This window comes from Alcanivorax sp. 24 (assembly GCF_004360225.1).
Taxonomy (GTDB): Bacteria; Pseudomonadota; Gammaproteobacteria; order Pseudomonadales; family Alcanivoracaceae; genus Alloalcanivorax; species Alloalcanivorax xiamenensis.
The window spans coordinates 157,020-171,735 of the sequence record NZ_SNUA01000008.1; the positions used below are offsets into that span (position 1 = coordinate 157,020).

A 14,716-nucleotide genomic window follows, 5' to 3' on the forward strand; every position below is an offset into this window, starting at 1 on the left:
TTTTCACCCGGTTTTTGTTATGCCAGCAATGAGATCGCCGCGTATGAAAACGACCTTTTCGAGCGAGCATATACTGCACCCCTTCGCGCCGGTATGGCCGAAGCGCCACAAGTGGTGGAGGGAATGGAGAACGGGGCCGGATGCCGGCCCCGCGGTTTCAGATGTTACTCTTGAGGATTGGCGCATTCCGCGCGGGAAGGGTCGTACTTGCAACGCACCTTCAGAAGAAGGTTGGTCAGGTCCTTGCTGTAAATACCGTCCTGGGTCATCTCGATACGAGCCTCACGCAGCATTTCGTCATAGCCACGTTTGTCCTCCTCGGGCAGCTCGATCCACCACTTCTTGTCCACCTCGTTTTCCGCGTTGTTAATGATGGTCATCGCGCGGTCAAACTGACCGAACATGAACTTGCGGGACTGCTTGACGAAATCCTCGGAGAAGCGGTCCTTGCGCAGCACGATCTGATTGGTGAGCTGGCCGAGGGTATAGCGGATGATGCCGCCATCGGGTTGCAGTCCCTTGTACAGCTCGAGCGCGGAATAGGCCACCACCGGAGCGAAGCAGATATCCACGGAATTGTTGTTGAAACGGCCGGCGAAGTTGGTGATGTCCGACAGTACCGGGGACATACCCACCTTGGCGGCCATCTGCGCCTGGGCCGGGTCGTATTCCATCACCGAGATGGATTTGCCGGACAGAGCGTTGACATCGTTGATGCTCTTGTCCTTGACGAACAGATAAGCCGCGCCCATGGGCATCAGGCCGCCAATGGTATAGGGGCCGGAGGTCATCTTTTCGTTGATGGACGGTGTGTCGCTGGACAGCACCTGGATCACGGTACGCAGATGCTCGTAATCGGGAATCGCGCCAATTGCTTCCATGCTGCCGGAGTAGTGGTTGAACTGGCGTACCCGCAAACCGGTCAGTACCGCGCCATCACACTGGCCGGCCTTGAGGGACTCGGCGGCGATTTTCTCGTCGGTGTAGGGCTTGAGGTCGATGTCGGCGCCCCAACCGGCGGCGGCGGTGCGGTAGTCCTTCATCACGTTGTAGACGTCGCCACTGGCACCGATGATGTCAAAGACACACAAGGTCCGTTTCTCGGCGGCATTGGCACCGGCCGCGGCCAGGCCCAGTACGGTCGCCATCACGGCGGTTAACGCTTTCTTGTAGCGCATGAGGTCGTCTCTCCTGGTTTTTTTGATTATCGGGAGGAAGGCCTTCCAACGGGGAAAGGCCCTCCGGTCCCGTTACAGCAGATCGTCGATGTCAACTTTGGAGCCGGAAGAGGGCTGGTCATCCCAGAAGGTGCCCAGGCCGTTCACCGGAGTCCGTTTGCCGGTGGCTTCGGTCCACATGCGATCGGACAGGCCCTGTATCAGGACACCGGCGATGGCGTCGATCATGGCGTAGTCCGGGTCCAGGTTTTCGTCGTTGGCGGCGAAGTCGCGGATCGCTGAGCGCAGACGATCATTGTCGCCCTTGCTGTAAGCGCTCAGCGCCAGGAAAGCGCTGCCCAGACGCACGCCTTTTTCGAAGCCCATCTCGGCGGACTGTTCCAGCTTCGGCCAGGGCTGCGCGCCTTCCGGAGCCAGCTGTGGCAGCAGGTTCCAGATCGTGGCACGCAAACCTTCCGGTGCGCCCCACCAGTTCTCGTTGCTCAGGCAGGACGCGTTGCGGGCGACCTTACCGACAATATCCCGCGGCACGCCGACCACACCGTCGGCGGCGCCGTCGGCCACTAGAGCCTGAGCGCCGGCAATGTTACCCACCAGCCAGACCAGTTGATCCAGTTTTCGATTCAGTTTGGGGCACTCGCCTTCGTCCAGCTTGCCGTATTCCACTTCCAGGCGATCGTAGGCGGTGAGCAGTCGCTCGGCGGCCAGGGCGGACCAGCGTTTTTGCTCGATGCGGGCATCCTGGGCTTCGGCGACCCGGCCTTCCTTCATGGCACGCAGGTAGCGTAGCTCGGATTCCAGCGCAAGCTGTTCGGCGCATACCGCCGAGGTCACGAAGGTCATCACACCCAAGCGTCCCGGATGGGAGCCCACGGTTTCGAAGGACATCAGGAGAGGAGTCTGGGCTTCACCCATGATGCAGCCCATGCGCACATCATCGTAGGCCAGCATATAAGGCATTAATTCCGCCTGGCCGAAGCTGACCAGAATATCCCCGGTGGTTTTATAGATCATGCCACAGCCCTGCAGTGCGAGCAGGGCGCCGCCGGCGATCAGTACACGCGCGGGTCGCAGCATTTTGGTTATTAGAGAACGCATTCCTTTTAGCTCCTTTTTATTGTTCTCGACGTGGAAAATTGACGGTACACAACGCACGCCCGTTGACACAAGCGCCAATTACAAAAATGCATGTAAGCCATTACATATGGACGCCAGCAAGGGGATCATGGATTTGCAAGGGACCAGGGGAAATGACCGTACGTCGGCGCTCTCCTGTCGGAACAGCCAATGAAGTTTGCCTAAACGCTGGGCCTTCCGTGATCTTGGTAATAAAATCAGGCGGTTATCTTTTAACAATTGGATCTTTGAGTGGACACTCGTGAACCCGGATAAAAAAAGGGGACAGAAAGACCGGCTGGTCATAATTAACCTCGAGGTAAAAACCATCGCGGTTTTTATGGTTCCCCTTTTCCGGTAGTTTAGCGGCCCAGGGTGATTCATTTTTAAACAGGGACACAGACGTGATGACACAGCCTTCTTCGGTTACCGGCGCTCGCGCCGATCTGTTGCGTGAGCGCTCCGGCCTGGCGCTGGCAAGGAACACAGCGCGAGGCGCCCTGCGCATCATTGAGACCCTTGGTGTGGTCGGTCGCCAGGGGCTGGGCTGGGCACTTGGTGATCGTGACGCTCTGCCGGAACGGTTGCGTGCTACTTTTGAATCCCTGGGCGCGACGTACATCAAGCTGGGGCAGTTCATCGCCAGCTCGCCATCGCTGTTTCCGGAAGAGTACGTGGAGGCCTTCCAGAAATGTCTGGATCGGACCCCTCCGCTGTCGTTTCACTATATTCGCGGGGTGGTGGAGGAGGAGCTCGGTGGCGGTCTGGAGCAGCACTTCGAGTGGGTGGATCCGCGCCCGCTGGCCAGCGCTTCCATCGCCCAGGTGCACGCAGCGCGGCTGCACAATGGGGCCGAAGTGGTGATCAAGGTGCAGCGCCCTGGGGTGCGCAACGTACTGCTCACCGATTTCAATTTTCTCTACTTTTCCGCCCGGGTCATCGAATCCCTGGCACCGGGCCTGAGCCGCTCGGCGCTGTCCGGGGTGATCGAGGAACTGCAGGCGGGAATGATGGAGGAATGCGATTTTCTTCAGGAAGCCCGTAATCTGGAGCAATTCAACGATTTCCTGGCGCGGACCGGTAACCGGGCCGTGGTGGCGCCGCGCCCGATCCGGTCCCATACCACCACCAGGGTGTTGACCATGGAACGGTTGCACGGCATGCCGATCACGGATCTCGGTGCTCTGCGTGAGTATACCGACGACCCCGCCGGGGTGTTGATCACTGCCTTGAACACCTGGTTTTCCAGCCTGATGTTGTGTGATTTCTTCCACGCCGATCTGCACGCCGGCAACCTGATGGTGCTGGAGGACGGCCGTGTCGGCTTCATCGACTTTGGCATGGTCGGGCGTATTCGCCGGGAGGCCTGGGAGGGCATGTCCAGTTTTCTTGAGGCGATTGGCAATGGCGACGTCCAGACCATGGCCCGGTCCATGGTGATGGTGGGCATGACCCGGGAAGAAGTGGATGTGGATGCGCTGGCGCGGGATATCACCGCTTTGCAGGAGCGCCTCACCCGGGTGGATCCGTCATCGTTGGTGCAGGCCGACCGCAATGATCGTGAGGTCAATCGTTTGCTGATGGATCTGGTGCGCATCGGCGAGGACCACGGTATCCGGTTCCCGCGGGAGTTCGCTCTGCTGCTCAAGCAGTTTCTCTATTTCGACCGCTACGTGCAGGCATTGGCGCCGGAACTGGATCTGTTCAATGATCAGCGCGTGGATATGTTTGGCGCTCTGGAGCAGATACCCACGGAAGATTCCTAGAACCGGTTTACTCCACCGGATTGGCGCACTCGGCGCGGCGTGCGTCCAGCTTGCAACGGATCCGTTGTTGCAGGTTGAGCATGTCGCCGTCGTAGTAGCCCTGCCCGCGCAACTGCAGGCGGGCATCGCGCATCATCACCTCATAGTCCTGTTTGTCCCGGTCCGGAATCGGCACCCACCAATGGTCCTGTACCTGGCGGGATTCCAGATGCACGCGATCCATCATCTTCTGGTACCCCTCGAAGAACAGCTCCCGCGAAATCTGCGCCATATCCGCCGGGAAGCGGTCCTTGTGGCCCACCAGCTGCAGGCTGATCTGCGCCAGCGGATAGTCGATGATACCGCCGTCCGGCGTCATACCCTTGTACAGCTCCATGATCTGATAGGCGGCTAACGGCGCCGCCAGCACATCCACCACGCCGTTGTTGAACTTGTTGGGCGCGCTGACCAGATCCGATGGCACGGGTGACGCGCCCACCTGGGCGACCATCTCCGCCTGCGTCGGGTCGTAATCGAGAACCGCCACTTTCTTGCCGGCGGCCTTGGCCAGGGTATTGATGCGTTTGTCGTTGACGAAAATATAGGCGGCGCCGGCGGGAGCGATGCCGAGGATCACGTAGTCACCTTCCACCATGCGCGGTGCCGATTTCGGATTGGCCAATACCTCCAGCAGGATGCGCATGTGCTCTTCACTGGGCACGCCGCCGATGGAATCGATGGTGCCGGTGTACTTGTTGAAAAGCCGCGCGCGCATGCCGGTCATCAGTGCGGCGTCGCACTGGCGCGCCTTGAGCGCCTCCACCATCACCCGTTCATTGGTGTAGGGCTCAAGATCAATGTCCAATCCGTACTCCAGGAAACGGGCCTTCTGGTCCTGGGCCACGGAGAAAATCGGTCCGTTACGGCCGACCAGATCCCAGATGCAGACGGTCAGATGGCGGCGCTCCTGGAACGCCTTGGTAACCGCGCCGGGGGCGGGTTCGGCCATGGCCGGGACGGCGGGGCCAAACAGCACCAGCAAGAACGCAGTGGCATATCTCCAGCCATGGATCATGGTCAGTGTCTCTCCATCCGTTGCCGGGGGGCTTTGGAAAACGTCATGCCGGACTCGATCCGGCATCTCTACTTACCAAATGGTGTACTCTCCAGAAGGAGATCCCGGGTCACGCCCAGGATGACGGAGCGCTTTTCAGAGATGCCCTAGGAACTGGAGCATTCGCCGCGTGACGGCGTGTATTTGCAGCGAATCCGCTTTTGCAGGTCGAGCATGCGGCCGTCATAGTAACCTTGCTTGCGCAACACATTGCGGGCGTCTTGCATCATGCTTTCATAAACGCGGCGTTCCTTATCCGGGATATGGATCCACCAGCGGTCCGGCACCCGATCCTCCTCGATCTTCACCCGCGCGCGGATGCGGTCGTAGGCCTCGAACGACGCTTCGCGCACCAGTTGGGCGATCTCGTTGGGAAATTTGTCCAGCCGGCCCACCAGCTGCATGCTGATCTGCGCCAGCGGAAAATCGACGATACCGCCGTCCGGCGTCATCCCCTTGTACAGCTCCAGAAGCTCGTAGGCGATCAGCGGGGCGGCCAGAATATCCACCACGCCGTTGTTGAATTTGTTCGGGGCGCTGACGATATCCGAGGGCACCGGCGTGGCGCCGATACCGGCGACCATCTCCGCCTGGGTCTTGTCATAGTCCAGCACCACCACTTTCTTGCCGGCGGCCTTGGCCAGGGAGCTGATCTGCTTGTCATTGACGAAGATATGGGCGGCGCCGCCGGGGTACACGCCCATGATCACGTAGTCGCCATGCACCATTTTGTCCGCCTGGCTGGGGTGGGCGAGTACTTCCAGCAGGGTGCGCATGTGGTCATTGTCTGGCACCCCGCCGATGGAATCGATGGTGCCGGTGTAGACATTGAAATCACGGGCACGAAAGCCGGTCATCAGGGCGGCGTCGCAGCGGCCGGCTTTCAATTCATCCACCATGATCGACTCATTGGTGAACGGGATCATCTCCAGATTGATGCCGTACTCCAGCGCCAGAGCCCGCTGCTCCATGGCGGCGTGAAAGATCGGTCCGTTGCGACCGGCGATATCCCAGATGCAGATCTTGCGCTTGAGCGCGGTGCCCGGCGGCATCTGGTCGATGCCCACCAACTTGCTGATCGCCTTGAGCCGTACCCGCACCGGCATGTCTCGTGAGTAAAAGACGCTGGCCAGTTCCGATACCAGCGAATCGCTGATGGTGACCCCGGGCAGCAGTTTTTCCATTTTCGCTTTTTGTTCCGGCGACAACCTCAGATCCTCGGCGCTGACGTTAACGGCGCCAGAGAGCAGGACAAGGAGTGTGACGGCCCTCATCAATAAGGCGTTCATAAAGGTCCCTTTTTGTTGTTGGTGTGGGCGCTATGACACGAGGACCGCTTTCTCGGGCCCGTGCAAAAAGTAATAGCACAGTTGTTCCGGTTGCCGGGCACCATGACGACGTTTGGCTTTGTCGCTAAGGCCAAGGGGAAATTGCATAGGGGCGCCGGACGCCGGACGCCGGACGCCGGACGCCGGACGCCAGACGCCAGACGCCAGACGCTAAAGTCAAAACCCGGGGCTGTGGGCGTTGCGGAAGTAAATAAGTATTTTAGTTCTTGCCAGGGTGTTGGGGCTGGTTTTGCATTATCAGCGTCCAGCGTCCAGCGTCCAGCGTCCAGCGTCCAGCGTCCAGCGTCCAGCGTCCAGCGTCCAGCGTCCAGCGTCCAGCGTCCAGCGTCCAGCGTCCAGCGTCCAGCGTTATTTCGGCTGTGCGTCCAGAGAAACGCCATTTACGTTGCTGCTATCCGGGCCCAGCAGATACAGATAGACCGGCAACAGCTGTTCCGGGGTTTTCAACGTCATCGGGTCTTCGCCGGGGTAGGCATTGGCGCGCATGGCGGTGCGGGTGGCGCCTGGATTCACCGTGTTGACACGGATCCTGGAGGTGTTTTCCAGTTCCTCGGCGAGTACCTGGGCCAGATTTTCGGTGGCTGCCTTGGACACCGAATAGGCTCCCCAGTAGGCGCGGCCGCGCCGGCCGACACTGGATGAAGTGAACAGGATGCGGGCGTCGTCGCTGTCGCGAAGTAACGGCAACAGCGCCTGGGTCAGGTAGAAGGCGGCGTTGACGTTCACCTGCATGACCGAGTCCCAGGTGTCGGCGCTGTAGCCGTCCATGGGAGTGATGTCGCCAAGCAGCGAGGCGTTGTGGAGCACGCCGTCCAGACGACCGAACTCTTTTTCGAACAGGCTGGCCAGCTCCAGATAATCACTGGGACGGGCGACCGTCATGTTGACCGGCGCCAGGGCCGGTTCGGGGCCGCCGGCGGCTTTGATTTCGTCGTACACCGCTTCCAGCTTCGACTGGGTACGGCCCAGCAGGATCACGGTGGCGCCGTGCCGGGCCAGTCCCAGGGACACGGCCCGGCCGATGCCGTCGCCGGCGCCGGTCACCAGGATGATGCGATCCTTGAAGGCGTTATCCGGACATTGATACGTCACCGCCTGGCTATTCAGGGACTGCAGATCGGTCATGTCAGGCTCCCGCTTGTCAGGGTTTTCAGTAAGGGTAACAGGTCTTCGCCCCGCTCCAGCAGGTGGTCCGCCTGCCAGCCGCGGGGGTCGTCATCGGCGTCGATGTAACCGAACGCGGCCACCGCGGTGGCCATACCGGCGTTTTTGCCAGCCTGAATGTCGCGCAGATGATCACCGACGTAAAGGCAGGCGGCGGGGTTAACACCATCGCGCCTGGCCGCCATCAGCAAACCCTCCGGGTCCGGTTTGCGCTGCCGCACGTGATCCGGGCAGACCACCGCGCCAACCCGTGTCGCCAGACCCAGACCCTCAAGCACCGGCACCGTGAAGCGTTCCGGTTTGTTGGTGACGATACCCCAGGGCAGGCGGTGCCGGTCGAGCCAGTCCAGGGAGTCGGCCATCCCTTCGAACAGCCGGGTGTCCACCGCCAGATGACCGGCGTAGGCGTCGAGCAACTGATTCAGGTAATTGTCGAACGCGTCGTCTTCCGGGCCCAGGCCAAAGCCCAACTCGGTCAGCGCCCGGGCGCCGTTGGATACATTGGCGCGCACCGCCGCATAGCTCACCGCCGGGCGGTCGTGCTCCGCCAACAGGTTATTGAGCACGCTATAAAAGTCCGGCGCGGTGTCGATCAGGGTGCCGTCCAGATCGAAGTAGACGGCCTGCAGAGATGTCATGGAGCCTCGCTAGTGTCAGACCGCTTTAACCGCGTGCATCAGGTAATTGACCGAGACGTCCCGGTTCAATTTGTACACCTGGGTGATCGGGTTGTAGGTCATGCCAGTGGTGTCGCGCACATCCAGGCCGGCATCCCGGGACCAGCCCGCCAGTTCAGACGGGCGGATCAGTTTGGCGTATTCATGGGTGCCGCGCGGCAGCAGGCGCAGCACGTACTCGGCGCCGACAATGGCGAACAGGAATGACTTCGGATTGCGGTTGATGGTGCTGAAGAACACTTGGCCGCCGGGCTTGACCAGCGTGGCGCAGGCGCGGATCACGGAGGACGGGTCCGGGACGTGTTCCAGCATTTCCAGGCAGGTGACCACGTCATACTGGCCGGCCCGCTCGGCGGCGATGTCTTCCGCCGGGGTTTGCAGGTATTCCACTTCCACGCCACTCTGTTCGGCATGTAGCCGTGCCACGGCCAGCGGCGCTTCGCCCATGTCGATGCCGGTGACGGTGGCGCCCCGGCGGGCCATGCCTTCGGAGAGCAGGCCACCGCCGCAGCCGATGTCGATGACGGTTTTGCCGGGCAAATCCACTCGCTCATCGATGTAGTTCAGGCGCAGCGGGTTGATGTCGTGCAACGGCCGGAATTCGGAGTTCGGGTCCCACCAGCGCTCCGCCAGCGCGTTGAATTTGGCGACTTCGCTGTTGTCCACGTTGCGGCGGGTTACTTCGTTCATTGGCTTTCTCCGGCGATTTTCCGTTGCCATTGTTGAGCATTGTGCACCAGTTGGGCCTCGTTGAGGGTGAGCAGGTTCCGCTCTTTTAACAGGGCGCGGCCGGCGACCCAGACATCGGTGACCTGGTCGCGGCCGGCGGCATAGACCAACTGTGCCACCGGGTCGTAAACCGGCTGGGTCTCCAGGCGGGCCAGATTCACCGCCACCAGATCGGCCTGTTTGCCCGCTTGCAGGGAACCGATGCGGTCATCCAGTCCCAGGGCGCGGGCGCCGCCCAGGGTGGCCATTTCCAGAATCTCGGCGGCGGGCAGGGCGTCCGCGCGCAGGCTGACCCCCTTGGCCAGGAGCGCGGCGGCGCGCATTTCTCCGATCATGTCCAGATCGTTGTTGCTGGCGGCGCCGTCGGTGCCCAGGGCGACGTTGACGCCGGCCTGGCGCAGTTTGTAGAGCGGCGAGAAGCCGCTGGCCAGTTTCAGGTTGGACTCCGGGCAATGCACCACATGAGTGCCGGTCTCGGCCAACCACTGGATTTCCTCGTCCAGTAACTGGGTCATGTGCACGGCCAACAGGCGCGGTGTCAGCAGGCCCAGCCGGCGCAGCCGCGCCAGTGGCCGGTCACCGTTGTGCTCCACCGCCTGCTGAATTTCACCGGCGGTTTCGTGCACGTGCATCATGATTTGCAGGTCCAGTTCCTCGGCCAGGGTCAGGGCCTTTTCCAGCGGACCGTCGGACACCGTGTAGGGCGCGTGCGGGCCGAATCCCAACGACAGCCGCGGCTCGTGGCGCCATTGGTCGACGGCGTCGGTGGCCAGTCGCAAATAGTCCTCCGGGCCGGACCCCATGGGCGTGGGGAAGTCCATCAGCGGGCAGAAAATGGCCGCCCGCAGACCGCTTTCCAGGGTGGCTTTGGCTACCGCGTCGGGAAAGAAATACATGTCGGCGAAGCAGGTGGTGCCGGCGCGGATCATCTCCCCCGCCGCCAGCCGGGTGCCCTCGTACACGAACGGGTCACTGACCCAGCGCCCCTCGGCCGGCCAGATGTGCTTTTCCAGCCAGGTCATCAGGGGCAGGTCGTCGGCCAGGCCGCGAAACAGGTTCATGGCGGCGTGGGTGTGAGCGTTGACCAGCCCCGGAATCAGCAGGTGCTGGTCCAGCCGACGCACCTCCGTGGCCCGCCATTGCTGGTCCGCCAGTGCGCTCGGCAGCAGGTCGACGATGGTGTCGCCGCGCACCACCACGGCGTGCTGTTCCAGTAGCGTGGCGTCCGGCGCCACTGGCGCCACCCAGCGGGCGTGCAGGACCAGGTCGGCCTGATTGTCGCTCATTCAAGGCTCCTTGCTTTACCGGGGCCGCCGGACGGTGGCGGCCAAACTGGCGGCGAGTATAGCCTGTCCGGGGAAACCGCTGCACGCTGACACGCAACACGCAACACGCAACACGCAACACGCAACACGCAACACGCAACACGCAACACGCAACACGCAACACGCTTGCTCGCTGCTGTGCCAGGGACTCGCTTCTGTTGTGACTCCCCAGATAAGCAAGCCTTTCCGGCTGACCTCGGGGCCGGCAAGCATGGCGTGCAAGCGTGTTGCGTGTCAGCGTGCAAGCGCACCAACCTCCCAGCCGGAATACTTATTCAGAGCTTCCCAAGCTGTGCTATCATCGTTGACTTTTCCAGGAGCGTCACCCACGCCACCGAGGATACAAAAGGAACGCCATGACGGACCTCGCAAAAGAAGTCACACCCGTCAATATCGAGGACGAACTGAGACAGTCGTACCTGGATTACGCCATGAGCGTGATCGTCGGACGTGCTTTGCCCGACGTGCGCGACGGCCTGAAACCGGTGCACCGGCGTGTGCTGTTCGCCATGCACGAGCTCAACAACCACTGGAACCGACCGTATCTGAAGTCCGCCCGGGTGGTGGGCGACGTCATCGGTAAGTATCACCCCCACGGTGACTCCGCCGTTTACGACACCATCGTACGGATGGCTCAGCCGTTCTCGCTGCGCTACATGCTGGTGGACGGGCAGGGCAACTTCGGTTCCATCGACGGCGACTCCGCCGCGGCCATGCGTTACACCGAGGTGCGCATGGCCAAGATCGCCCACGAGCTGCAGGCCGATCTGGACAAGGAAACGGTGGATTTCGTCGATAACTACGACGGCTCCGAGAAGATTCCGGAAGTGATGCCGACGCGGGTGCCGAACCTGCTGGTCAATGGCTCCTCCGGTATCGCCGTGGGCATGGCCACCAATATTCCGCCGCACAATCTGGGTGAAGTGATCGACGGTTGCCTGGCGCTGATCGATGACGACAGCCTGACTCCGGACGACCTGATGCAGTACATCCAGGGCCCGGATTTCCCCACCGCCGGCATCATCAATGGCCGCGCCGGCATCGTGCAGGCGTATCGCACCGGCCGCGGCCGCATCTACGTGCGCGCCCGCGCCACCGTGGAGGCGGCGGACAAGAGCGGCAAGGAAGCGATCATCGTCACCGAGTTGCCGTACCAGGTGAACAAGGCGCGGCTGATCGAGAAGATCGCCGAGCTGGTCAAAGAGAAGAAAATCGAAGGTATCACCGAGCTGCGCGACGAATCCGACAAGGACGGCATGCGCATCTACATCGAACTGCGCCGTGGCGAGAACGGTGACGTGGTGCTCAACAACCTCTATCAGCAAACGCAGATGGAGTCGGTGTTCGGCATCAACATGGTGGCGCTGGATGACGGTCAACCCAAGACCCTCAATCTGCGCCAGTTGCTGGAGGCGTTCCTGCGTCACCGCCGTGAAGTGGTCACCCGCCGCACCGTCTATGAATTGCGCAAGGCACGTGAAAAGGCCCATTTGCTGGAAGGTCTGGCGGTGGCTCTGGCCAACATCGATCCGGTGATTGAACTGATCAAGGCGTCGCCAAGCGGCGCGGAAGCCCGTGAAAAACTGCTGGCCAAGGGCTGGGAGCCCGGCGATGTGCTGACCATGCTGGAGCGCGCCGGTGGCGAGGACATTGCCCGCCCGGACGGCCTGGACGAGCAGTTCGGTCTGCGCGACGGGCTTTACTACCTGTCTCCGGAACAGGCCCAGGCGATTCTTGATCTGCGCCTGCAAAAGCTGACCGGTCTGGAACGGGAAAAGCTGGTTACCGACTATCAGGAATTGCTGGAGCAGATTCGCGAACTGAGCCTGATCCTGGCCGACCCGGATCGTCTGCTTGAGGTGATTCGCGAGGAGTTGCAGGCGATTCGCGACGAATACGCCGATGATCGCCGTTCCGAGATTCAGACTTCCCGCTCCGATCTGAGCATGGAAGATCTGATCGCCGAGGAAACCGTGGTGGTCACGCTCAGCCATGGCGGTTACGCCAAGATTCAGCCCATCGATACCTATACCGCGCAACGTCGCGGCGGCCGTGGCAAGGCGGCGACGGCGGTGAAGGACGAGGATTACGTCGAGCAGCTGCTGGTGGCGGGCACCCATGACACCCTGCTGTGTTTCACCAGCATCGGCAAGGTGTACTGGCTGCGAGTATTTGAACTGCCGCAGGGCGGCCGCAATTCCCGTGGCAAGCCGATCATCAACCTGATTCCGGCACTGCAGGCGGAGGAACGGATCACCGCCATTCTGCGTCTGGACGCGGAAGTGGTGCGGCAGCAGGGCAACAGCGACGACGAGGATGAGAGTGAGACCGACGGCGCCGACATCATCGAAGACGCCGAGGGTTCGGAAGAGGTGGACACCACCCCCGGTCCGTTCATCTTCATGGCCATTTCCAACGGTGTTGTGAAGCGGACCGAGCTGGCCAAGTTCGCCCGCCCGCGCAGCAATGGTCTGATCGCGGTGAAACTGCAGGAAGGCGAGCATCTGGTGAACGTGGCCATTACCCAGGGCGCGGAGGATGTGGTGCTGGTGGCCGGCAACGGTAAAGTCGTGCGTTTCCAGGAATCCAAGGTCCGGGTCATGGGACGTACCGCGCGGGGCGTTCGCGGCATGAAAGTCGCCGATGGCGAGGAAGTGATCGCGCTGATCGTGCCGCAGGAGGGCGGGCAACTGCTGACCGCCTCCGAACATGGTTACGGCAAGCGCACCGATCTGAGCGAGTTCCCGACCAAAGGGCGGGGCACCCAGGGTGTGATCGGCATGGTGGTCAATGAGCGTAACGGGTCTCTGGTCGGCGCCGCCCAGGTGTTCGGTGAAGAGGACATCATGCTGATTTCCAACCAGGGCACGCTGGTGCGCACCCGGGTCGACGAGGTCAGCCACCTGAGCCGCAATACCCAGGGCGTGCGTCTGATCCGTCTTGGTGAGGGCGAGGCGCTGTCCGGCCTGGCCACCATTCCCGAGCTGGAAGGCGCGGAGGAGGCCATCGACGGCCCGGAAGATGATGCGGAAGAAGAAGGAACCGGAGAAGACTGAGGTTCCGTTTCCCGCTCCCGACATGACCATCCCGGCCCGGTTTGACCGGGCCGTTTTATCGATACGGAGAGACTGAATGTCCCGCGCGTTCAATTTTTGCGCTGGTCCGGCGGCGTTGCCGGAAGCAGTGTTGCGTCAAGCCCAGGAAGAGTTGCTGGATTTTCGCGGCACCGGCATGTCGGTGATGGAAATGAGTCACCGTGATCAGGTGGTGGTGGAACTGGCCCGGCGCGCGGAGCAGGATCTGCGGGATTTGCTGGGCATCTCCGATGACTACGCCGTGTTGTTCCTGCATGGCGGCGCCAGCACCCAGTTCGCCATGGTGCCGCTGAACCTGCTGGGGGACAACGGCAAAGCGGACTACGTGAACACTGGTCAGTGGTCCAGCAAGGCGATCAAGGAAGCGCGCCGTTACGGTGACATCAACGTGGCGGCCAGCAGCGAGGATCGCAACTTCAGCTACGTGCCGCCGCAAGCGGACTGGACGCTGTCCGCCGATGCCGATTACGTGCATTACTGCCCGAACGAAACCATTGGCGGCCTGGAGTTTGACTTCATTCCCGAGGTGGACAAGCCGCTGGTGGCGGACATGAGTTCCACCATCCTGTCCCGGCCCCTGGACGTGAACCGGTTCAGCCTGATCTATGCCGGCGCGCAAAAGAATATCGGCCCGGCCGGCATCACTCTGGTGATCGTGCGCCGCGATTTGCTCGGACGCGCGGGTGCCAGTGTGCCGGCGATGCTGAACTATCAGATCCACGCCGACAACGACTCCATGTACAACACGCCGCCGACCTTTGCCTGGTATCTGGCCGGTCTGGTGTTCCAGTGGCTCAAGGACCAGGGCGGTTTGACCGCAATGGCCGCGATCAATGAGCGCAAGGCGAAGCGCCTGTACGACTTCATCGATGCCAGCGACTTCTACAGCAACCCGGTGGAGAAGGCTGATCGCAGCCGGATGAACGTGCCGTTCGTGCTGGCCGACAGCAGTCTGGACAAGGACTTCCTGGCCGAGGCGGGCGCCGCCGGTCTGCACAATCTGAAGGGACATCGCAGTGTGGGCGGCATGCGTGCCAGCATCTATAACGCAGTGCCGGAAGCCGCGGTGGAGGCGCTGGTGGCGTTCATGGCGGATTTCGAAAAGAGACACGGATAAGCGCCGGTGCGCGAAACGCTGACACGCTTGCACGCAACACGCCTGCACGCCATGTTGGATGGCGTTGGTAAAAGCGGTGAGCGTGGTGGTGCCCGGCAAGACGACAG

The 14,716-nt window shown here is 61.7% G+C and carries 11 protein-coding genes; 3 read left to right on the forward strand and 8 right to left on the reverse strand.

The features are described 5' to 3' along the window. Nucleotides 1–164: 164 nt before the first annotated feature. Nucleotides 165–1,178, reverse strand: a complete 1,014-nt coding sequence (locus E0L37_RS12840) for a putative solute-binding protein (RefSeq protein WP_133492119.1) — start codon at nucleotides 1,176–1,178, stop codon at nucleotides 165–167. A gap of 72 nt (nucleotides 1,179–1,250) precedes the next feature. After that, nucleotides 1,251–2,276, reverse strand: a complete 1,026-nt coding sequence (locus tag E0L37_RS12845) for a hypothetical protein (protein WP_133492120.1) — start codon at nucleotides 2,274–2,276, stop codon at nucleotides 1,251–1,253. 425 nt (nucleotides 2,277–2,701) lie between these two features. On the opposite strand from E0L37_RS12845, the gene E0L37_RS12850 reads away from it, so the two are divergent. Further along, a complete protein-coding gene (locus E0L37_RS12850) occupies nucleotides 2,702–4,060 on the forward strand; it encodes an AarF/ABC1/UbiB kinase family protein (RefSeq protein WP_201303708.1) in 1,359 nt (452 codons plus the stop codon). Nucleotides 4,061–4,067: 7 nt separating this feature from the next. On the opposite strand, the gene E0L37_RS12855 is transcribed toward E0L37_RS12850, so the two are convergent. The 6 genes from E0L37_RS12855 to E0L37_RS12885 all read right to left on the reverse strand — a co-directional run bounded on the left by E0L37_RS12855 (nucleotide 4,068) and on the right by E0L37_RS12885 (nucleotide 10,358). Beyond that, nucleotides 4,068–5,114 carry a putative solute-binding protein gene (locus E0L37_RS12855; protein ID WP_133492121.1) on the reverse strand — a complete coding sequence of 349 codons (1,047 nt, stop codon included), beginning with the start codon at nucleotides 5,112–5,114 and terminating at the stop codon, nucleotides 4,068–4,070. A 146-nt stretch (nucleotides 5,115–5,260) separates the two neighbouring features. Further along, nucleotides 5,261–6,442, reverse strand: a complete 1,182-nt coding sequence (locus E0L37_RS12860; protein WP_133492122.1) for a putative solute-binding protein — start codon at nucleotides 6,440–6,442, stop codon at nucleotides 5,261–5,263. A 408-nt stretch (nucleotides 6,443–6,850) separates the two neighbouring features. Next, a complete protein-coding gene (locus tag E0L37_RS12870; protein ID WP_133492123.1) occupies nucleotides 6,851–7,627 on the reverse strand; it encodes a YciK family oxidoreductase in 777 nt (258 codons plus the stop codon). Further along, entirely contained in the window at nucleotides 7,624–8,304 is a 681-nt protein-coding gene (locus E0L37_RS12875; RefSeq protein ID WP_133492124.1) for an HAD-IA family hydrolase, read from the reverse strand. Before E0L37_RS12875 ends, E0L37_RS12870 begins: the two co-directional genes overlap by 4 nt. A 15-nt stretch (nucleotides 8,305–8,319) precedes the next feature. Beyond that, nucleotides 8,320–9,033, reverse strand: coding sequence for a bifunctional 2-polyprenyl-6-hydroxyphenol methylase/3-demethylubiquinol 3-O-methyltransferase UbiG (gene ubiG, locus E0L37_RS12880; protein WP_133492125.1), 714 nt, complete (start codon nucleotides 9,031–9,033; stop codon nucleotides 8,320–8,322). Then, nucleotides 9,030–10,358, reverse strand: a complete 1,329-nt coding sequence (locus tag E0L37_RS12885; RefSeq protein ID WP_133492126.1) for a TRZ/ATZ family hydrolase — start codon at nucleotides 10,356–10,358, stop codon at nucleotides 9,030–9,032. Before E0L37_RS12885 ends, ubiG begins: the two co-directional genes overlap by 4 nt. 395 nt (nucleotides 10,359–10,753) lie before the next feature. Here E0L37_RS12885 and gyrA point away from each other — a divergent pair, with 395 nt between their 5' ends. Both gyrA and serC read left to right on the forward strand, forming a co-directional pair. After that, nucleotides 10,754–13,453 carry a DNA gyrase subunit A gene (gene gyrA / locus E0L37_RS12895; RefSeq protein WP_133492127.1) on the forward strand — a complete coding sequence of 900 codons (2,700 nt, stop codon included), beginning with the start codon at nucleotides 10,754–10,756 and terminating at the stop codon, nucleotides 13,451–13,453. 76 nt (nucleotides 13,454–13,529) lie between these two features. After that, nucleotides 13,530–14,609 carry a 3-phosphoserine/phosphohydroxythreonine transaminase gene (serC, locus tag E0L37_RS12900; RefSeq protein ID WP_133492128.1) on the forward strand — a complete coding sequence of 360 codons (1,080 nt, stop codon included), beginning with the start codon at nucleotides 13,530–13,532 and terminating at the stop codon, nucleotides 14,607–14,609. Nucleotides 14,610–14,716: the final 107 nt, after the last annotated feature.